General features: G+C 58.7%; 18 protein-coding genes. 11 read left to right on the top strand and 7 right to left on the bottom strand.

Going from position 1 to position 20950, the window contains the following annotated elements:
• Nucleotides 1–4: 4 nt before the first annotated feature.
• From L9059_RS07005 to L9059_RS06965, 9 genes are all read left to right on the top strand, one after another.
• Entirely contained in the window at nucleotides 5–1312 is a 1308-nt protein-coding gene (locus L9059_RS07005; protein WP_247289581.1) for a CitMHS family transporter, read from the top strand.
• A gap of 84 nt (nucleotides 1313–1396) precedes the next feature.
• Complete coding sequence (locus tag L9059_RS07000) at nucleotides 1397–2164, top strand: TerC family protein (RefSeq protein WP_247289580.1); 768 nt, start codon at nucleotides 1397–1399, stop codon at nucleotides 2162–2164.
• A gap of 214 nt (nucleotides 2165–2378) precedes the next feature.
• Nucleotides 2379–4037, top strand: a complete 1659-nt coding sequence (locus tag L9059_RS06995; RefSeq protein ID WP_247289579.1) for a Na/Pi cotransporter family protein — start codon at nucleotides 2379–2381, stop codon at nucleotides 4035–4037.
• 104 nt (nucleotides 4038–4141) lie between these two features.
• Complete coding sequence (locus L9059_RS06990; RefSeq protein ID WP_247289576.1) at nucleotides 4142–5521, top strand: M16 family metallopeptidase; 1380 nt, start codon at nucleotides 4142–4144, stop codon at nucleotides 5519–5521.
• A gap of 126 nt (nucleotides 5522–5647) precedes the next feature.
• Nucleotides 5648–6676: a DUF5924 family protein gene (locus L9059_RS06985; protein WP_247289574.1), complete on the top strand. Its 1029-nt coding sequence runs from the start codon at nucleotides 5648–5650 to the stop codon at nucleotides 6674–6676.
• A 54-nt stretch (nucleotides 6677–6730) separates the two neighbouring features.
• The gene (locus L9059_RS06980; RefSeq protein ID WP_247289573.1) at nucleotides 6731–7879 is read left to right on the top strand and encodes an ABC transporter permease; all 1149 of its coding nucleotides are present in this window, start codon (nucleotides 6731–6733) and stop codon (nucleotides 7877–7879) included.
• Nucleotides 7876–8679 carry an ABC transporter ATP-binding protein gene (locus L9059_RS06975; protein ID WP_247289572.1) on the top strand — a complete coding sequence of 268 codons (804 nt, stop codon included), beginning with the start codon at nucleotides 7876–7878 and terminating at the stop codon, nucleotides 8677–8679. Before L9059_RS06980 ends, L9059_RS06975 begins: the two co-directional genes overlap by 4 nt.
• A 1-nt stretch (nucleotide 8680) precedes the next feature.
• A complete protein-coding gene (locus L9059_RS06970; RefSeq protein WP_247289571.1) occupies nucleotides 8681–9619 on the top strand; it encodes an MlaD family protein in 939 nt (312 codons plus the stop codon).
• Nucleotides 9616–10242, top strand: coding sequence for an ABC-type transport auxiliary lipoprotein family protein (locus tag L9059_RS06965; RefSeq protein ID WP_247289570.1), 627 nt, complete (start codon nucleotides 9616–9618; stop codon nucleotides 10240–10242). Before L9059_RS06970 ends, L9059_RS06965 begins: the two co-directional genes overlap by 4 nt.
• A gap of 128 nt (nucleotides 10243–10370) precedes the next feature.
• Here the strand turns inward: L9059_RS06965 and L9059_RS06955 are convergent, their stop codons facing one another.
• The 5 genes from L9059_RS06955 to L9059_RS06935 all read right to left on the bottom strand — a co-directional run bounded on the left by L9059_RS06955 (nucleotide 10371) and on the right by L9059_RS06935 (nucleotide 14823).
• Nucleotides 10371–11600, bottom strand: coding sequence for a nucleoside recognition domain-containing protein (locus tag L9059_RS06955; RefSeq protein WP_247289569.1), 1230 nt, complete (start codon nucleotides 11598–11600; stop codon nucleotides 10371–10373).
• Between the two features lie 162 nt (nucleotides 11601–11762).
• Nucleotides 11763–13094 carry a glutamate/aspartate:proton symporter GltP gene (gene gltP / locus L9059_RS06950; protein ID WP_247289568.1) on the bottom strand — a complete coding sequence of 444 codons (1332 nt, stop codon included), beginning with the start codon at nucleotides 13092–13094 and terminating at the stop codon, nucleotides 11763–11765.
• A gap of 710 nt (nucleotides 13095–13804) precedes the next feature.
• A complete protein-coding gene (locus L9059_RS06945) occupies nucleotides 13805–14269 on the bottom strand; it encodes an inhibitor of vertebrate lysozyme family protein (RefSeq protein WP_247289567.1) in 465 nt (154 codons plus the stop codon).
• A 2-nt stretch (nucleotides 14270–14271) separates the two neighbouring features.
• Nucleotides 14272–14436 carry a DUF1328 domain-containing protein gene (locus L9059_RS06940; RefSeq protein ID WP_003177151.1) on the bottom strand — a complete coding sequence of 55 codons (165 nt, stop codon included), beginning with the start codon at nucleotides 14434–14436 and terminating at the stop codon, nucleotides 14272–14274.
• A 96-nt stretch (nucleotides 14437–14532) separates the two neighbouring features.
• Nucleotides 14533–14823 (bottom strand): hypothetical protein, encoded by a 291-nt coding sequence (locus L9059_RS06935; RefSeq protein ID WP_247289566.1) that lies wholly within the window; start codon nucleotides 14821–14823, stop codon nucleotides 14533–14535.
• Between the two features lie 433 nt (nucleotides 14824–15256).
• On the opposite strand from L9059_RS06935, the gene algB reads away from it, so the two are divergent.
• Together algB and L9059_RS06925 are read left to right on the top strand one after the other, a co-directional pair.
• A complete protein-coding gene (gene algB / locus L9059_RS06930) occupies nucleotides 15257–16603 on the top strand; it encodes a sigma-54-dependent response regulator transcription factor AlgB (RefSeq protein ID WP_247289565.1) in 1347 nt (448 codons plus the stop codon).
• Nucleotides 16604–16613: 10 nt separating this feature from the next.
• Nucleotides 16614–18404, top strand: coding sequence for a KinB sensor domain-containing domain (locus tag L9059_RS06925; protein WP_247289563.1), 1791 nt, complete (start codon nucleotides 16614–16616; stop codon nucleotides 18402–18404).
• Nucleotides 18405–18411: 7 nt separating this feature from the next.
• Here the strand turns inward: L9059_RS06925 and L9059_RS06920 are convergent, their stop codons facing one another.
• Both L9059_RS06920 and L9059_RS06915 read right to left on the bottom strand, forming a co-directional pair.
• A complete protein-coding gene (locus L9059_RS06920) occupies nucleotides 18412–20025 on the bottom strand; it encodes an EAL domain-containing protein (protein WP_247289562.1) in 1614 nt (537 codons plus the stop codon).
• Between the two features lie 76 nt (nucleotides 20026–20101).
• Nucleotides 20102–20881, bottom strand: a complete 780-nt coding sequence (locus L9059_RS06915) for an N-acetylmuramoyl-L-alanine amidase (protein ID WP_247289561.1) — start codon at nucleotides 20879–20881, stop codon at nucleotides 20102–20104.
• Nucleotides 20882–20950: the final 69 nt, after the last annotated feature.

Genomic DNA, 20950 nt, shown 5'->3' with positions numbered 1-20950 from the left:
TCCCATGCTGACTTTCCTTGGCTTCGCCATGGTCATCACGTTCATGTTCCTGATCATGACCAAGCGCCTTTCCGCGCTAATTGCCCTGATCATCATCCCGATCGTATTCGCCCTGTTCGGTGGTTTTGCGCCGAAGATCGGTCCGATGATGCTCGAAGGCATCACCAAGCTTGCACCGACCGGTGTGATGCTGATGTTCGCGATCCTGTACTTCGCCCTGATGATCGACTCCGGCCTGTTCGACCCCGCCGTGCGCAAGATCCTCAAACTGGTCAAGGGCGACCCGCTGAAAGTTTCGGTCGGCACCGCCGTACTGGCGCTCGTCGTCTCCCTTGATGGTGACGGCGCGACCACTTATATGATCTGCGTGGCGGCGATGCTGCCGCTCTACAGCCGCATCGGCATGAGCCCGAGAATCATGGCGGGCCTGATCATCCTTGCCGGCGGCGTGATGAACATGACCCCTTGGGGTGGCCCGACGGCGCGTGCGGCCAGTGCGCTGCATGTGGACCCTTCCGCGATCTTCGTGCCGATGATTCCGGCGATGCTGGCGGGTGTGGTGGCGATCCTGGCGATTGCCTACTTCTACGGCAAACGCGAGCGCGCTCGTCTGGGTGAACTGCACCTGGTTGGCGATGAAATCGACCATAGTGAGATCAGCGTTTCGCAGTTTCCGGATGCCCGTCGTCCGAAGTTGATCTGGTTTAACGGCGCGTTGACGCTGGTGCTGATGTGCACCCTGATCGGCGGCCTTTTGCCACTGCCTGTGTTGTTCATGGTGGCGTTCAGTATCGCGATGATCGTCAACTACCCTTGCCTGCAAATGCAGAAAGATCGCGTCGCGGCCCATGCAGGCAACGTGCTGGCGGTGGTCGGTTTGATCTTCGCTGCCGGTATTTTCACCGGTATCCTGTCGGGCACCGGCATGGTTGACGCGATGTCGAAAAGCCTGCTGGCGGTGATTCCGGATTTCCTCGGCCCGTACCTGGCAGTCATTACCGCGCTGGTGAGCATGCCGTTCACATTTTTCATGTCGAACGATGCATTTTATTATGGCGTGTTACCTGTGCTTGCCGAAGCAGCGAGTCATTACGGTATAACCGCGGTTGAAATGGCACGAGCCTCGATCGTCGGTCAGCCCGTCCACTTGCTGAGCCCGCTGGTACCATCGACCTATTTGTTGGTGGCCCTGGCCGGTATCGACTTCGGTGACCACCAGCGCTTTACCCTGAAGTGGGCAGTATTGGTGTGCATGTGCATACTTGTAGCAGCATTGCTGATGGGGATTTTTCCGCTCTTCAGCACTCTATAAGCCAAAGACTCACCGTAACGGGTCCAGGCTTGTTGATTGAAGCCCGGACCCTTTGCGGTTTAACACATCCTCAAAGGAATACACATGGAATGGCTGACCAACCCTGAAATCTGGGTTGCCTTCTTTACCCTGACCGCCCTGGAAATCGTCCTGGGTATCGATAACATCATCATGATTTCGATCATGGTCAGCCGCATGCCCAAGCACATGCAGGCGCGGACCCGGATTTTCGGTCTGGCGCTAGCCATGGTCACCCGAATCCTGTTGTTGCTGTCCATTACCTGGGTCATGCAGCTCACCGCAGATCTGTTCGAGGTCTTCGGCCAGGGCATTTCCGGACGTGACCTGATTCTGTTCTTCGGTGGCCTGTTCCTGTTGTGGAAAAGCTCGCAAGAGATGTACCACGCGCTGGAAGGCGAAGATGAGAGCGGTGATGAGCCTACCGGCAAGGGCGGCAACTTCCTGTACACCATCATCCAGATCGCGATCATCGACATCGTGTTCTCCCTGGATTCGGTGATCACGGCAGTCGGCATGGTCTCCCATGTACCGGTCATGGTCGCGGCCATCGTTGTCGCCGTACTGGTGATGATGTTGGCGGCCGGCACCATCAGCTCGTTCATCGACAAGCACCCGTCGTTGAAGATGCTGGCGTTGTCGTTCTTGCTGGTGGTCGGCACCGTGTTGATCGCCGAGTCGTTCGACGTCCACGTACCCAAAGGCTACGTCTACTTCGCCATGGCGTTCTCGCTGGCGGTGGAAGCGTTCAATATCAAGATGCGCACCGCAATGGCGAGAAAGCGCAAGCAGCAGGACCCGGTGAAACTGCGCAAGGATATTCCAGGTCAGTAAGATCGCTCCCACAGGGAATGAATGGGGACCTCAGGGTCCCCATTTTGTTTTTCCATCCAGCTGTTTCTATGACACTTTTGTTTCAATCACATCTTTAGCTATGCGATGCTGGCGCGCAGACCGTTAGCCAACTACAGCTTAAGTACATAACGTAGAAAAACGCGCGGCACCGTCAACTTGCTCCTTTGGGGCGCTACCACCACAGGGGGCCCTTATGCTCACCCTGCTCAATTTGTTATCTGCCGTGGCCTTGCTGATTTGGGGCACGCATATCGTCCGAACCGGCATTCTGCGGGTCTACGGGTCCAATCTGCGCCATGTCATTGGCCAGAATATGTCCAGGCGCTGGCTGGCGTTTATTTCCGGCATCGTTGTGACTGCCATGGTCCAGAGCAGTAACGCCACTGCCATGCTCGTCACTTCATTTGTCGGTCAGGGCCTGATGGCGCTGACGCCGGCACTGGCGACTATGCTCGGCGCGGACGTCGGCACCGCGTTAATGGCCCGGGTGCTGACTTTCGACCTGTCCTGGTTGTCGCCACTGCTGATTTTCCTTGGGGTGATCTTCTTTCTGTCCCGCAAGCAGACGCGACTTGGCCAGATGGGACGGGTCAGCATTGGCCTGGGCCTGATAATTCTGGCACTGCAATTGATTGTCGAATCCGCCGCACCGATCACCCAGGCCCAGGGCGTGAAGGTGATTTTCGCTTCGCTGACTGGCGATATTCTGCTCGACGCCCTGGTCGGCGCTCTGTTTGCGATGGTTTCCTACTCCAGCCTCGCCGCCGTCCTGTTGACCGCTACCCTCGCAGGTGCGGGAGTGATCAGTCTGCCGGTAGCCATCGGTTTGGTGATTGGCGCGAACATCGGCAGCGGTGTGTTGGCCTTCCTCAGCACTAGCATGCAAAACGCCGCAGGCCGCCAGGTGGCGCTCGGCAGCCTGTTATACAAACTGATAGGGCTGTTGTTGATCATTCCGGTGCTGGACCCTTTGGTGCACTGGATCGACGGCCTCGATTTCAGCCCACAGGAAATGGTCATCGGCTTCCATTTGCTCTACAACACCGTGCGTTGCCTGATTCTGCTGCCAAGCGTGGGGCCAATGGCCAGGTTGTGCGCCTGGCTGCTGCCGGAACGCCCGGAGATCAATGGCACGGCCAAGCCACGCCATCTCGACCCGACTGCGTTGGTCACTCCCAGTCTGGCGCTGGCCAATGCCGCGCGGGAAAGCCTGCGCATCGGCGACCTGATCGATAACATGCTCGAAGCGATGCTTGATGTGCTGCACGGCAAGCAGACCGCCGTGACTCAGGAAATGCGCCGCCTGACGGATGATGTTGAATCGCTCTACAGCGCAATCAAGCTTTACTTGGCGCAAATGCCCCGTGAAGACTTGAGCGAACAGGACAGCCGACGCTGGGCGGAGACCATCGAGCTGGCGATCAATCTCAAACTTGCCAGCGACCTGATCGAACGCATGCTGCGCAAGGTCCAGCAGCAGAAGACTTCGCAGCGTCGGTCGTTTTCCGAAGTGGGCCTCGAGGAGTTGGCGGGCCTGCACAGCCAGCTGATTTCCAATTTGCGCCTGGGATTATCGGTATTCCTCAGTTCCGACAAGGAAAGCGCCCGCCAGTTATTGCGGGAAAAACGTCGCTTTCGCGCTCAGGAACGGCGCCTGGCCCATGCCCATGTCAGCCGATTGCAACGCAAGATAGTCCAGAGTATCGAAACCAGTTCATTGCACCTGGAACTGATCGCCGACATGAAACGCCTGAACTCACTGTTTTGCAGCAGTGCCTATGCGGTGCTGGAAACGTCCGACACCGGGGCGCTGGCGGTAGACGATTTGGCCGACATCACGCATTCGCCTTGAACATCTGACACGGTGGTGAGTCAGTAACATTGGGTCAGCCTTGCTCGCGAAGGCGGCCTGACTGACGACATGGATCCTCCGATTAGGTTGCCTGGAAGCTCGTTATGCGTTGCCTGCTGTTCGCCTGTCTACTGCTTGGCTCATTACCCTCATTCGCCCTGGATCGCTTCCAGGTCGAGGGCTATACGCTGCCCAATGGCCTGCAATTGCTGCTCAAACCCGGGATGGACCGTGGTCATGTAGCGATTCGCCTGGTGGTGGGCGTCGGGCTGGATGATTTCAGTTGCGCCGACAAGGAGCTACCGCACCTGCTCGAACATCTGTTGTTCAGCGGCATCGACGCCACTGGCGAGGGTGGCCTGGAAGAGCGCATGCAGGCTCTGGGTGGGGAATGGAATGCCTATACCAGCAACGCCGACACTACTTTCGTCATCGAAGCACCGGCGAAAAACCAGCGAAAGGTGCTCGACCTGCTGCTGGCCCTGCTGACCCAAACCCGTTTCGACGACACCGCGATCAATGCCGCCAAGCAGGTGGTGGAGCGTGAGGATGGTGGTCACTACTCTCACCTGCAACGCTGGCTCGATCGCCAAGACCTTGGCCACACGGCGAGCAACCAGTTGGCGGTAGAACTGGGCCTCAAATGCCCTGAACGCGCGCAAGTCGATCACCTGACCCGCGAACAGCTCGAGGACGTGCGCAACATTTGGTACGCCCCCAACAACATGACGCTGATCGTGGTCGGCGACCTTGATCGCCTGCTGCCAGCCTACCTGGAGCGGGCTTACGGCGAGCTCGAAGCGGTAGACCCGACCGACCACCCGCCCCTGCCGGAAATCAAAGCAACGGCTGCCCACGAGCGCACGTTGAGCCGCGGCCTGGTCGGCAACGGCGCCAAGCTGCACTGGCTGGTGCCGGAGCCGGTACTGGAGGACCAGCACGACGAAACCTTCGATTTGCTCAAGGACTATCTGGACTGGGCGCTCTACCGCCAGATGCGCCTGGCACACAGCTTGTCCTACGGGCCCTCGGCCGGGCGCGAGGTGTTCGGCGGGGTCGGTTTTATGAGCCTGAACGCCGACGTGGAGCGCGATGATCTGCCGGAAGCCAAGCAGGTGCTGGAAGAGCTGAAGGCAGGCATGCTCAAAGATGGTCTTAACGTCGAAACCTTCAACCGCCTCAAACAGGCCGCCATTGCCCGCCAGGCCTGGGCCGTGCAGGGCAATAGTGCGTTGGCCGATTACTACTGGGGCGCGCTGGGCGATTTCCAGAATGGGCGCTTTGCTGACCCGGCCAGGGATCTGCAGGGTGTCACCCTGGAAGAAGCCAACCGGGCAATGCGCTCGTTATTGTTGCAGCCGGGGTATCTGCGGATCGAAAAACCGTTGATTAGTGATGATCAGTTGATCTGGCTGGTTGCCTCGGTGTTGGGTCTGCTAGTGCTGGGTTTGCTGGCGTGGCGCCTGCGCCGGCAGGCTCGGTGATCCAAGGCTACGTTCACATTGTAGGCGCCTGCCTGAATCTGTGATCCAAATGTAGCCCCTCGCCACACCGCCCTCCCGGGCGGTAACCTGTTGAGGATTTTTCTGACGACTAGTGTGAACCGCCGAATGCCAACTCTGACCCTATACGTACAGCGCATACTGGAATTGATGAAGCGCTACCCCGGGGTCATCGCGCTCGGTGGATTTATCTCCGGGGTCGGCAGCTTCATTTTGGTCGATCGTCAGCAAGGGCTGGCGACCTGGATCACCATCATCATGATGCTCAGCTGGATCTGGCTGATGCTGGAAAACAGCCTGACCAAGCTGTTCGCTAAAATTTTCAAGCGCGAGATCCCCCAGCCTTTGCTGCGCTACGCCACGCAGATGATCCACCAGGAAAGCCTGTTCTTTGTCCTGCCGTTCTTTTTCATCACCACCACCTGGAACAGCGGGCAGTTGTTTTTTACCGGGCTGCTGTGTGTCGCGGCGCTGATATCAATTATCGACCCGCTCTACTACAAGTGGCTGGCACCTCGCCGCTGGGCGTTTCTCGCCCTGCATACCCTGACCCTGTTCGCCGCGCTGCTGACCGCCCTGCCCGTCATCCTGCACCTGACCACGGCCCAGAGCTACAAGCTGGCGCTTGGCACTGCGGTAGTTCTGTCTTTCCCAAGCCTGGCATCGATCTTTCCCATTCGCACTGTACGCAACGCGGTGGCGATCCTGAGTCTCACCGTGGGGATCGGTGGCGTCGGCTGGGTGCTACGCTCTTGGGTGCCGCCGGCGACACTGTGGATGACCGATGTCGCCATCAGCACGCAACTGCAGGACCGCACCCCTGGCGAGAGCCTGGATGAAGTGACGGCCGAGCAGATTCGCGGTGGCGGGCTGTATGCCTACACTGCGATCAACGCGCCGCGCGGGCTGGACGAGCGGATCTACCACGTGTGGCAGTTCAACGGCAAAGAGGTGGATCGAATCCCGCTGGATATCCATGGCGGGCGCAAGGAAGGCTATCGCGCCTGGACCCACAAACAGAACTTCCCGGGCAATCCAGCCGGTAAATGGCAGGTGCGGGTGCTTACCGAGGACGGCCAGGTTATTGGCGTGTTGCGTTTCAAGATCACAGACAGCACACCGATCAAAGAAAAGTAATACGCTTCGTGATATTACGTACCACAGTCATTCAGTCGAACAAGCATGGAGCTCATGAGCAGCAGTACAACGGCCGGCAACGCCCAACTGGACGCCTCTCGCTCTCCCGTGCATCTGCGCGTCACGGGTGACTGGACGCTTGCCCATTACGCCGACCTCAAGGGCCTGAGCGAAACCATTCGCGGCCAATACGATGACACCACCCACATCGACCTCAATGGCTTGGGCGCCCTCGATACGGCCGGCGCATCGTTGCTGGTGGAGTTGCTGGGGCCCGAGCGGCTTGGCAGGTCCGCCGAACACCCGGACTGCACTTTGTCCGGGGCCGATCGCGCACTGCTGCAAACCGTCTATTGCTCAATGACCGATTTCTGCGTGCCAATCAAGGAGCCGGAAGTCGGGGTCGGCATCCAGCTGCTGACGCGCATCGGGCTCGCGGTGGACGCAGTCTGGCAAGACACCCTGCAGTTACTCGGATTTGTCGGCCTTATCCTGGAAACCATCGCCCGCAACCTGTTTCGTCCCAAACGCTGGCGCATCACCCCAATGGTGGCGCACATCGAGCAGACCGGTCTCGACGCTGCGCCGATTGTCGCCCTGCTGACCTTCCTGGTCGGTGCCGTGGTGGCCTTCCTGGGGGCGACGGTGTTGGCGAGTTTTGGTGCAAGTATCTTTACCGTGGACCTGGTGGCGTTCTCTTTCCTGCGCGAGTTCGGTGTACTGCTCACCGCTATCCTGATGGCCGGCCGCACCGCCAGTGCCTTCACCGCCCAGATAGGTTCGATGAAGGCCAACGAAGAAATCGATGCCATCCGCACATTGGGCCTGGACCCCATGGAGTTGCTGGTAGTACCGCGAGTCCTTGCGCTTTTGGTCGCGTTGCCGATGCTGACGTTTCTGGCGATGCTCTCCGGGATCATCGGCGGCGGTATGGTGTGCGCGGTTTCGCTGGATATTTCACCGGCGATGTTCCTCTCGCTGTTGCAATCGGACATTGGCGTCCAGCACTTCCTGGTGGGGATCGTCAAAGCGCCGATCTTCGCCTTCCTGATTGCCGCGATCGGTTGTCTTGAGGGCTTCAAAGTCAGCGGCAGCGCCGAGTCCGTTGGCGCGCACACCACTTCGAGCGTGGTCCAGTCGATTTTTGTGGTGATTGTGCTCGACGCTGTGGCCGCGCTGTTTTTCATGGAGATGGGCTGGTGAGTCGTCAATCCCGAGCGCCCGCCGAGGCGGTCATCGAAGTCCGCGGACTGTGCAATCGCTTTGGCAGCCAGAGCGTGCACGAGAATCTCGACCTGGACTTGTACAAAGGTGAAATCCTCGCCGTGGTCGGTGGTTCCGGCAGCGGTAAATCGGTGCTGTTGCGCAGCATCGTCGGCTTGCGCCAGCCTAGCGAGGGCATGGTGAAGGTCCTCGGAAAAAACCTTCCGGCCCTGCCCGAGCACGAGCGTTCGCTGGTTGAGCGACGGTTTGGCGTGTTGTTCCAGAAAGGCGCCCTGTTCTCCTCGCTGACCGTGACCGAGAACGTCGCCCTGCCCCTCATCGAGCACGCGGGATTGAGCCGCAATGATGCCGAGCATCTGGCGGCGGTAAAACTGGCCTTGGCGGGCCTGCCACTGTCTGCCGCGGACAAGTACCCCGCTTCGCTTTCCGGCGGCATGATCAAGCGCGCCGCACTGGCCCGGGCATTGGCGCTCGACCCGGACATCCTTTTTCTCGACGAGCCCACTGCCGGCCTTGATCCTATTGGCGCCGCCGCTTTCGACCAGTTGATCCTGACCCTGCGTGATGCGCTGGGCTTGAGTGTATTTCTGGTCACCCACGACCTGGACACGCTCTACACCATCACTGATCGAGTGGCGGTGCTGGCGCAGAAAAAAGTCCTGGTGGCGGATGCCATCGATAAGGTTTCGGAAACCGACGATGCGTGGATTCACGAATATTTCCACGGCCCTCGCGGCCGTGCGGCACTGACTGCCGCCCAACAGCTCAACGAGGTCTGACATGGAAACCCGAGCCCATCACGTATTGATCGGCCTGTTCACCGTAATCGTAGTGGCAGCCGCCCTGCTCTTCGGGCTCTGGCTGGCCAAGTCCAGTGTCGATACCGAGTTCAAGGACTACGAGATCGTTTTCAACGAGGCGGTCAGCGGCCTGTCCAAAGGCAGCGCCGTGCAATACAGCGGGATAAAGGTCGGCGACGTGGTGACCCTGCGCCTCGACCCGAACGATCCGCGTCGGGTGCTGGCGCGGATTCGCTTGGGTGGCGAGACGCCGATCAAGGAAGACACCCAGGCCAAACTGGCGCTGACCGGGATCACTGGCACTTCGATCATCCAGCTGAGCGGCGGCACCCCCCAGAGCCCGACGCTCAAGGGCAAGAACGGTAAATTGCCAGTGATCGTGGCGTCGCCCTCGCCCATCGCTCGCCTGCTCAACGACAGCAACGACCTCATGGCGGGCGTCAACACGCTGATGTACAACGCCAACCTGATGTTCTCTGCGGAGAATGTCGAGCGCATCAGCAAGACGCTGGAGCATCTGGAACAAACCACCGGCACTATCGCCGACCAGCGCGGCGATATTCGCCAGGCCATGCAGCAGCTGGCATCGGTTGGAAAACAGGCTGGCACCATGCTGGAGCAGACTTCTGCGCTGATGCGCAACGCCAACGGCCTGCTCAATGATCAGGGCAAGCAGATGTTCGGCAGCGCCGAGCAGGCCATGAAGTCCCTGGAACAGAGCAGCGCCACCATCAACCAGCTGCTCTCAAGCAATCAGGAGTCCCTCAACAATGGCATGCAGGGCCTCAACGGGCTGGCCCCCGCCGTGCGTGAGCTGCGCGATACGCTGACCTCCTTGCGCGCCATTTCCCAGCGCCTGGAAGCCAACCCCAGCGGTTATCTACTGGGCAACGACAAGAACAAGGAATTCACCCCATGAAGCTGACCCGTGCCCTGCTCTTCACCAGTTTTGCGCTGGTCGGTGCCTGCTCGATCCTGCCCAGGTCGGCCCCGTCGGATGTGTACCGACTGCCTTCGGCCCAAGGCAGCGCGCCGGCCAGTCAAGACGCCGTGCAGCGATGGTCTTTGCGCCTGGCCAAGCCTCAGGCCAGTCAGGCACTGAACAGCCCGAACATCGCTGTTATCCCCCAGGGCGACCTGATCAGCAGTTACAAGGCCTCGCGCTGGAGCGACCCTGCCCCTGTGCTGCTGCGCAACCGCCTGCTGGATGGCTTTCAGCGTGATGGTCGGGTGCCGCTGCTAAGCACTGACGACAGCAATTTCCAGGCGGACCTCGAACTCGGTGGCAATTTGCAAGCGTTCCAGACCGAATATCAAGGTACGGCGGCCACTGTGGTGGTGCGTCTGGACGCGCTGCTGGTGCGAGGTTATGACCAGCGGATTCTTGCCAGTCGCCGCTTTGAAGTGCGCCAGCCGTTGGCCGACGTACAGGTGCCGGCGGTGGTGGCCGGGTTTGGCCAGGCGACTGACCAGCTAACGGTGCAGGTGGTCAATTGGGCGGTGGCGCAAGGCCAAAAAGCAGCCCCGCCGCCGCGCCCATAACCCCGGCACATTCCCCCTGTAGGAGCGAGCTTGCTCGCGAAGAGCGTGAGGGCGACGCTGGGTGTCAGGTAGCCAGCGTTATCGTTCACGACCATCGCGAGCGAGCTTGCTCCTACAAGGGACCCTTGTTAGCCGAAGAACCAGTAGCAAACGCCGATTGCGCCAACTACTCCGGCGAACTCCGCCAATAACGCGCAGCCAATTGCGTGCCGCGCACGTTGAATCCCCACTGCGCCAAAATACACCGCCAAGACATAAAACGTGGTTTCGGTACTGCCTTGAACCGTTGCTGCCACCAACGCGGGGAAGCTGTCGACCCCAGACGTTTGCATGGTCTCGATCAACATGGCTCGCGCAGCGCTGCCGGAAAAAGGCTTGACCATTGCTGTTGGCAAGGCGTCGACAAAGCGTGTGTCCCAGCCGGCCCATTCCACCAAGTGCCGAACGCCATCCAGACCAAAATCCAGTGCACCCGATGCCCGCAACACGCCGACCGCGCAGAGCATTGCCACCAGATACGGCAGAAGACTCTTCGCCACATCGAAGCCTTCTTTCGCACCTTCGACAAACGCTTCGTAGACTTTCACTTTGCGCAGTGCGCCGATCACCAGGAACAGCATGATCAGGCCAAACAGCGTCAGGTTGCCGAGAATGGAAGACAGGCCGGCCAGTGCGGTGGCTGACAGCGTCGCCAGCAGTGCCATGAAGCCGCCCAGTGCCAAGGCACCGGGGATCATGTAGGCAAGCACTACCGGGTCCCACAGGCGCAGGCGTTGCATGAACGCCACGGACAGCAGCCCGACCAGAGACGAACAGCAGGTTGCCAGCAGGATCGGCAGGAAGACCAGGGTCGGATCGGGCGCACCTTGCTGCGCGCGGTACATGAAGATCGTCACCGGCAGCAGCGTCAGCGAAGAGGCATTGAGCACCAGGAAGAGGATTTGTGCATTGCTGGCAATGGTCGGGCTGGGGTTGAGCTCCTGTAGTGCCTTCATGGCTTTCAAGCCGATCGGTGTGGCAGCGTTATCCAGGCCCAGGCCGTTGGCGGCGAAGTTGAGGGTGATCAGGCCGATCGCCGGGTGGCCGGCCGGGACTTCCGGCATCAGTCGCAGGAACAGTGGCCCTAGTGCCTTTGCCAGCCAGTCGACGATGCCGGCTTTCTCGGCGATTCGCAGAAAGCCCAGCCAGAGAGTGAGGGTGCCAAACAACAGGACCATGACCTCGACTGACAATTTGGCCATGGCGAAAATGCTTTCGACCATCGCTGCGAAGATCCCGGCGTTTCCACCGATCAACCACTGCGCCAGCGCCGCCACGCTGGCCACGATGAAGAAGCCAAGCCACAGGCCATTAAGCATCAGTCAAATCCCCCAGAGAATGCGGCGAATGATAGCGGGGTAGCCAGAAACGACAAACCCCGGATTTCTCCGGGGTTTGTCTAGCGTCGTGCATGGGGTTTTCGGACCCCCTGCAGGAGCGAGCGTGCTCCTGCATTTCAAGCAGTCGCACCGGATGTCGTATCAGCTTTTCGACACTTCACCAGCTGGCAGCTTTTCCTTGCTGCGCCAGTGCGGCAGGGAGTTCCAGTAGCGCTGGCCCTTCTCGTCGTCGTACATGCCTTCCCAGCGGGAGATGACCAGTACCGCCAGGGCGTTGCCGATCACGTTCAGTGCGGTACGCGCCATGTCCATGATGCGGTCGACACCGGCGATGAACGCCAGGCCTTCCAGTGGAATACCCACGCTGCCCAGGGTCGCCAGCAGCACCACGAAGGAAACGCCCGGTACACCGGCGATGCCCTTGGAGGTGACCATGAGGGTCAGCACCAGCAGCAATTGCTGGCTGATGGACAGATCGATGCCGTATAGCTGGGCAATGAAGATGGCCGCGATGCTTTGATACAGCGTCGAGCCGTCGAGGTTGAAAGAGTACCCGGTCGGTACCACGAAGCTGCAGATGGCTTTCGGCGCGCCGTAGGCCTCCATTTTCTCGATGACCCGTGGCAGCACGGTTTCGGAGCTGGCGGTGGAGTAGGCCAGTACCAGCTCATCCTTGAAGATGCGCATCAGCTTGATGACCGAGAAGCCGAACAGGCGAGCAATCAGGCCCAGCACCATGAAGGCGAAGAAGGCGATGGCGAAGTAAACCAGCAGGACCAGTTTTGCCAGGGGCAGCAGGGAAGCGAAGCCGAAGTTGGCCACGGTCACCGCGATCAGCGCGAACACGCCGATCGGGGCGTAGTTCATGATCATGTGGGTGACCTTGAACATGCTTTCCGACACGCCCTGGAACAGGGTGACCAGCGGATCGCGCAATTCGGGTTTCAGGCTCGACAGACCGAGACCGAACAATACCGAGAAGAAGATGATCGGCAGCATCTCGCCGCGAGCTATTGCCGCGAAGATATTCGACGGGATCAGGTTGAGGATAGTCTCGATGAACGCATGTTCATGCTGGACCTCGGCGGCAGTCGCCTGATACTTGGAAATATCCACAGTGCCCAGGGTGCTCATGTCGATGCCGGCGCCCGGGTGGAACACGTTGGCCAGCACCAGGCCGACGACGATGGCGATCGTGGTGACGATCTCGAAGTAGATGATGGTCTTGAGGCCGATGCTGCCGAGTTTTTTTGCGTCGCCAACGCCTGCAATACCGACGATCAGTGAAGAGATCACGATCGGGATCACAATCATCTTGATCAGACGGATAAAGATATCGCCTGCTGGTTGCAGAACGTTACTGATCCACCAGGCTTTTTCGGCACCGAAATGGTTGAGCAGCGCACCGATTGCAATCCCCAATACCAGACCGATGAGGATCTGCCAGGCGAGGCTAAGCTTTGCCTTCTTCATATCTTTACCCTTAATTGCGTTTGACTCAGGCAGATGCTCGGAACAGGAACGCTCGTGGCGAAAAAGTCTTGTGCATCGGCCTCCGTATAAGGTGCCCCGGAGCGCTTGTTTGTAGCTCTCTGGCAGGCGAAAAAAGGCGCAACTATTCCGATGCAGGGAAGCGACGTCTAATGCCGTAAACGCCTACCCTATGCCGAATCGGCATGAGTTCTTCTAAATGAAACTGGCGTCCCAACCGGTTCGAATACGACATTTCGGCGGGCATAAGTGCCGTGAACCGGTCATTACAGCGTGCATTGAGTGTTTTTTGAGCAGGCGCGAGAAAGAACTTTTGACGCAAAATCCGATGAGCTGATAGAAAAATACCATTGAAAAATCAGGCTATTTTTCTCGATGTACGGTCGCAAGGAAACACTGAGAAATGTATTTTTCGGCGAAATTGATTCGAGTTATTGAGAGGAGGGTGCCTGTGAGGATTTAGTACCAACTGAATGCCTAGATTGCATAAGCTCTCCGCAGGTTCGTCGAAATCGAATGTCGCGAACCTGCGTCGCAGCTTTTTCCTGACCCGGCCCTTTCGCAGGTACTCCCTGTACCCGTAGGTCACTGCGCCCCTGAAACAGGCAGAGCGTCCCGGCCCCTTGGTCATGCAACTGCCGTCATCGGGCAGTGCATGGAAAGACGCCTTGCGGCCTCTTTCTATTTCAAACTCAGTACCACTTCGGATCTTTTTTCAGTTGTTCCATCAACAGGGTCTGCATGCCCTCATCTGGCTTGCCGAGGAACCGGTACGTCGCATGTCGCGTCGGCGACTTGTCCGCCGGTAGCCCCGTAGGCACTTCAACCAGCATCCCGTAGGCTTCATCCTTGTCGAAACTGACAGCAACGATCAGACGCTTGTTCAGACAGGTCGCTTGCGACTCGCAAAGTGGTCCTACAAGGTACTTGTCTCCGTCTTCTTCTACCGCGTTCATTTGCTCAGCGTCGCCGGACAGGTTCATCACCCATTCCGGCAGGCGTTCTTCCTTCTTCACCACGCCTTGCCAGGTGTCGCGATATTGCGGATCGGAATTCAACAACTCATTGACCCGCGTCTGGCCATCATTGGCCGCCATCGCCATGGCGCTACCGCCCAGTAGCAGGGCGGCTGCCAATGTTTTCAACGAGACGTTCATATTCAGCCTCGACCGCGACGGCCGAAGAAGAACGACGCAATGAACATCACCAGGAACACGACAAAGAGAATCTTGGCGATACCCGTGGCGGTGCCCGCGATACCACCGAAGCCCAGTACGGCGGCAATGATGGCAATGATCAAGAATGTGATTGCCCAGCTCAACATGGTGATTCTCCTTACGCTTCTATTTAGAGATGCTGCTTTTTAGAGGTGATGTTTTGTGGTGCTTTTCCCGGCGTAAGCAGCGCGCCAAGTTGGTAATCAGAACACCCAGCGTTCCTGACGAGGCATCTCATTCGCAGGCTGGGCCTGGTCGACGTCCATCATCCGCAGCGATGTGCTATCCCTCGCTTGGCTGCTGGCGGCACTGAAGTGGGTTTGAGTTGGATATTTGAATGACAACAACTGCGGCGCTTCCTGCTGCTGGTTCTGCTCCCAGCGCTGGAATTGCTGGCCGCCGATCAATGTGATCAAAAGCGCAAGAACAGCGAACAGACCTTGCTGAATGTGCAGGGGGGAAATGCGCAATTGGGCGGCACGTTGGCGATTCATCCGGAAACTCCTCCCACTTCGGTGGTGATCTTGTAGTGGGCGATCTTTTGCCCTGATTACCCAGACTATTGCAGCCTGCATGCCAGCTTTTTAAGAAGAAAAAATCCTTTAAAAACAACATGTTAAAAGATTATCAAAAATTCTATTGAACGCATCCTGCACGATGGGCTCTCTACGGTCGTGCGTAATGCACGATAATGCCGTAGGAACTTTCATTCTTTTTGAATTGAGAGGAGGGCGAAGATGTCAGAGATGGACGTGGGAAATCGCCCACAGCCCTTTGCTTTGCATAAAAACCAGCTAAATCAAGCGTTTGCCTGACGGAACGGTAGATATCTACCCCGCTGCGGTTGAAAAGGCACAGAATTGACCATGCAACTTGCCCGATTTTTACGGGACTAACCTAAAATCATTCTCAACGGAGCGTAGGAAAATGGAGTCAGCCAGTGAGCATCAAGGCCGCATTCTGCTGGTGGACGACGAGTCCGCCATCCTGCGAACTTTCCGTTATTGCCTTGAAGACGAAGGCTACAGTGTGGCCACTGCCAACAGCGCTGCCCAGGCAGATGCCTTGCTGCAACGCCAGGTCTTCGACCTGTGCTTCCTCGATTTGCGCCTGGGAGAAGACAACGGTCTCGACGTACTCGCACAGATGCGCATTCAGGCGCCATGGATGCGAGTAGTCATAGTTACCGCTCACTCGGCGGTGGATACGGCAGTGGACGCCATCCAGGCCGGCGCTGCCGACTATCTCGTCAAGCCATGCAGCCCCGACCAGTTGCGCCTGGCCACCGCCAAGCAATTGGAGGTGCGGCAATTGTCAGCGCGCCTGGAAGCGCTGGAAGGTGAAGTGCGAAAACCCAAAGATGGTCTGGATTCCCACAGTCCGGCCATGAAGGTGGTGCTCGAAACTGCCCGCCAAGTAGCGAGTACCGACGCCAACATCCTCATTCTTGGTGAGTCCGGGACTGGTAAGGGTGAGTTGTCCCAAGCGATCCATGGCTGGAGCAAGCGCGCGAAAAAATCCTGCGTCACTATTAACTGTCCATCCTTGACCGCCGAGTTGATGGAAAGCGAATTGTTCGGACACAGTCGGGGCGCGTTCACCGGCGCCAGCGAAAGTACCTTGGGTCGAGTCAATCAAGCGGACGGCGGAACCTTATTTCTCGACGAGATCGGCGACTTTCCTCTGACGTTGCAACCAAAGTTGCTCCGCTTTATTCAGGACAAGGAATATGAGCGAGTGGGCGACCCAGTCACCCGCCGTGCTGATGTACGGATCCTGGCGGCGACCAACCTCAATCTCGAAGACATGGTGCGGGACGGGCGCTTCCGCGAAGACCTGCTCTATCGGCTGAATGTCATCACCTTGCATCTTCCGCCATTACGCGAGCGCCGTGAGGACATCCTTAATCTGGCGGATCGCTTCCTGGCACGATTCGTCAAGGAGTATGCGCGTCCGGCGCGGGGGTTCAGCGAGGAGGCCAGAGAGGCATTGCTCGGTTATCGCTGGCCGGGCAACATTCGCGAACTGCGAAACGTGGTGGAGCGTGCGAGCATTATCTGTCCCCAGGAGCGAGTCGAAATCAGCCACCTGGGCATGACTGAAACGCCGGTCAACAACGCGCCGCGCATCGGTGCCGCACTGAGCCTGGACGAGCTGGAAAAGGCTCACATCGGCGCGGTCCTGGCCACTGCCGACACGCTGGACCAGGCTGCAAAGACCTTGGGAATTGACGCTTCAACGCTGTATCGCAAACGTAAGCAGTACAACCTGTGAGTCATCCCCAATGAAACTGGCGATGAAGTTGCGCACCCGGCTCTTCTTGAGCATTTCCGCGCTGATCACCGTCGCGTTGCTCGGGTTGTTGCTCGGGCTGGTCAGCGTGATGCAGATGGCGAGTTCCCAGCAATCGCTGGTGAGCAACAATTTCGCCACCTTGGATCTGGGGCTCAAGCTGCGCCAGACCCTGGGTGATCAACTGATCGTCATGCTGAGCGAGAAGCCGGACCTTGCTGCTTTCGATAAATCCAGAAACCACTACTTCCAGTTGCTCGACGAGGGTATTGCCCACGAACAGGCCGATGACGGCTTCAAGTACGGTTTTCAGCAGGCCAAGGCTGATTACCAGGAGTTTTTGCAGGCGTACGCTGATACACGTAACCCTCCCCATGTGCTGCGCGGAAACGAAGAGCTCACGGACAAATTCAACAAGGTGCGCAACGGCCTGCTTTCCGAAAACAAGCGCGCCCTGGATACCATCTATGCGACCGAACGTGCAGCGCGAGACCGGGCGCTGTTGATGGTCGGACTGATCGGGCTGGTAGGCCTGGCGGTGCTTGTTATCGGTTTTGTCACTGCCCATGCCATCGCGCGGCGTTTCGGTGCTCCGATCGAGGCGCTGGCTCAGGCGGCGGACAACATTGGCCAAGGCAATTTCGAGGTTACCCTGCCGATATCGTCAGCTGCGGAAATGAATCTGCTGACCAAGCGGTTCGGCATCATGGCAGAAGCTCTGCGAGAGCATCAGGCGACCAACGTTGACGAGTTACTCGCCGGCAAACAGCGCCTTCAGGCGGTGCTCGACAGCATCGATGACGGCTTGTTGATGATTGACCGCGAAGGACACCTGGAGCATTTGAATCCGGTGGCCCAGCGGCAGCTGGGTTGGGACTCCGACCGTCTGGGGCAGGGGTTGGGTTCGGCCCTCGAACGTCCGGAGCTTGATGGGCTGCTGCAATTGGTATTACGCGGTGGCACGCTGGAGCGAGCCCCGGAAGACCTGAGTATCGAGGTCGACGGTGAGTCGCGGTTGCTCACCTATAGCTTGACGCCTGTCAGCCACACCCAGGGGCATATTCTCGGCGCGGTCATGGTGCTGCATGACGTGACCGAGCAGCGTGCATTCGAGCGGGTGCGTAGCGAGTTCGTGCTGCGGGCTTCTCATGAGTTGCGCACACCGGTCACCGGCATGCACATGGCGTTCGGCTTATTCAGGGAGAGGGCCAAGTTCCCGGAGGACTCTCGTGAAGCCGATCTGCTGGATACGGTAAACGAAGAGATGCAGCGGCTGATGCAGTTGATCAACGACCTGCTGAATTTCTCCCGATACCAGAACGGCCTGCAGAAGCTCACGTTGGCGCCGTGCTCTATCGAAGATTTGCTGGAACAGGCCCGGGTTCGGTTCTCCAGTACCGCACTGGCCAGCAATATCGAGCTGGTGGTGGAAGTACAGGAGCCATTGCCCCGGCTGCAAGCCGATCAGCCGCAGTTGGACCGTGTACTGGATAACCTGATCGATAATGCGCTGCGCCACACTTCACCGGGCGGGCAGATTCGCCTGCACGCAAGACGTCATGGGGAGCGCGTGATTATCAGCGTAGAGGACAACGGCGAAGGAATTGCCTACGGCCAGCAAGGGCGGATTTTCGAACCTTTTGTGCAGGTTGGTCGCAAGAAGGGCGGCGCGGGCCTGGGCCTGGCGTTGTGCAAGGAGATCGTGCAGCTGCACGGTGGGCGTATGGGGGTTTATTCGCGGCCGGGGCAGGGCACGCAGTTCTACATGGCCCTGGCAGTCTGAAGCGGGATCAGGCCTCGTCGTCCAGGCGTCGCCCCCCCAGGCGTCGGCCACGGGTAATCAGTTCGATGAACTGTACCGCGCTCAACGCGTGAGCGAACAACCAGCCCTGACCGAACTTCACTCCTTCGCTGCTCAGGAACGCGGCCTGGGATTCATGTTCGATCCCTTCGGCAATCACCTTAAGTTGCAGGGCCTGGGCCATATGGATGATGTGCGGCGCCACGCCGCTGCTGGCAGCGTCATGTCCCAGGGCGTCGATAAACGCCTTGTCGATCTTCAGGCAGTCCACCGGTAGCGTTTGCAGGTAGGCGAGGCTGCAATATCCAGTGCCGAAGTCGTCAATCAGCACCTGGTGCCCGACGTCCCGCAACGCTTGCAGGTTTTCCCGTGCGACCACCACATCGATCAACCCGCGCTCGGTCACCTCAAAGGCAATCTGCTTGGCCGCCACCCGGTGCAGGGTCAGCAAACGGGCCATCACTTGGCCAACTCGCGGCACCATGACATCGCACGCCGCGAGATTGACCGAGATGTACAGCTGGGGGTTGGCTCGCAGCAGTTGCCCCAGCTGTTCCAGCAAGCGCTGCAGGACAAAGTCGGTCATCTGACGGATCTGGCCAGTGTTTTCAGCCATGGGGATGAACAGGTCGGGGCTGGTCAGCGTACCGTCCGGTCGACGCCATCGAAGCAAGGCTTCCGCGCCGACACAGTTGCGGCTGTCGAGGTCGAAGATCGGTTGATACAAGACCTGTAACTCGCCCCGCCGGATGGCGCCGCTGAGCTCCGCATCCATCGACTGGCGTTGACGCACCAGCAGGAATACCAGGAACCCGACAAACCCACCCAGCACCAGGCTGGCCGGAACCAGCCACCACCATACCGGCGGCACGTGGATGCCCGTGCGCGGCGATATCAGCACCAACTGATAGGTGGGGTTGTTGGTGGGCATGCGGTAGATCAGATGTGTTTGAGTAATCTGCAATGCATCGCGGCTCTTTGGTGACCAGGCTTCCAGCGGCGGCCAGGCCTGCTCGGCACCGAGAACTGGTATCGCGCGTTTGCCACGGTCGAGGACCACGAGCAGGCTGCTACCTGGGGGCAGGTCGACCATGTCGGTCAAATGGCCGCGCGAAGTCGCCACCCGAAAATTGCCGCGGCCCAGCATCAGCGCCGCGCGGTTCTCGTCCGGTTCGGTGGTGGTGTTCAGCCAATAGCTGTAGGTGGGGCCCTTGATGTCAGGTGCGCGGCTCATCGACAGGCCTTCCTGGCGAGGACGGTTGGAACAGATTCGGGAAGAGTCCATGTAGGCCGCTTCATAAACGAAGCGATAGTTGAATGTCACCTGCTGCAAGGTGGCGATCATTTCATCGTCGCAGGTGCGCAGGGGCTGAGCCTCAAGGTCGTCGAGGCTTTCTCGCAATTGCCCGAACAACTGCTCCAGGCGCGCGAGGAAGCGCTCGCCCTGGGCATTCATCTCTTCGCTTTCGTTCTTATCAATCTGGTGGACTGCGACAAATAAACTGCCAGTGAGCAATAACGTTGCACTGAAGACAGCCGCTAGCATCGCCAAAAACCATGGGCGATAGAACCAGCTACGTAATGTCTCTCGAGCAGCAGTCATCCGGTAACATCCGAAGAATTACCAATGAGTTATAGCTGCTGGTTGAGTAAAACGCCCGACCGTCGGGCGGGCGTCATTATTTTGTCTGATTCAAGACTTGTAGCAGTGCCGCGGTTTGCGCATCTGGGGTGCCGTCGAACCGGGTGGGCCGGAAATGCATCTGAAAAGCCGACAGAACATGACGAGTCGACACGTCGAGTTCACCGGTTTGGGGCGTGGCGTAACCCAGCCGGGCCAGTTGTCCCTGGAACCAGCTGATACTCGGCAGTTGCACGTTGAACTGCGCTTGCTGGCGTGCAACGACTTGCTCGTTCGGCCATACGCCCAATCCTTGTTCCGCCAGGCGCTTCCACGGAAACAGGGGGCCGGGATCCAGTTTGCGTCCCGGTGCAATGTCACTGTGCCCGATGATGTTGTGAGGGCTGATGCCGTAGCGCTTGCTGATGTCCTTGAGCAGGAATACCAGGGACTGGATCTGCGCGTCACTGTAGGGATACCAGAGACGGCCGGTTGGTGTGTCCTTGAAGCCCGGATTGACGATTTCAATACCGATGGAACTGGAGTTCAGCCAGGTCCGGGTTTGCCATTCGCTCTCGCCGGCGTGCCAGGCACGCAGGCTCTCATCCACCAACTTGTAGATGGTCGCCTTGTTGTCGTCGCCGATCAGGTAATGACTGCTGACTTCGCCTTGGGTCAGCAGTTGCAGTGAGCGTTCAAGTGACGCCGAGGTGTAGTGCACGACCACGAACTGGATGCGGCTGTCGTGGTTGGCTGACGGATGACTGGTGTCGATGCGCGGGCCACTGGCGCAACCTGCCAACAAGATGAGCGACACAATGAGGGCAAAATATTTCATGGCGAGTGGCAGTACACGTAAGATAATAATGCAACAGTGTAACGTAATGCTGTGAGGGTCGAAGACCAA

Origin of the sequence: Pseudomonas violetae, from assembly GCF_023072615.1 — a bacterium.
In the GTDB taxonomy this organism is placed as follows: domain Bacteria; phylum Pseudomonadota; class Gammaproteobacteria; order Pseudomonadales; family Pseudomonadaceae; genus Aquipseudomonas; species Aquipseudomonas violetae.
The sequence above is the reverse complement of the archived record's forward strand: the minus strand, read 5'-3'. Positions and strand labels throughout refer to the sequence as shown.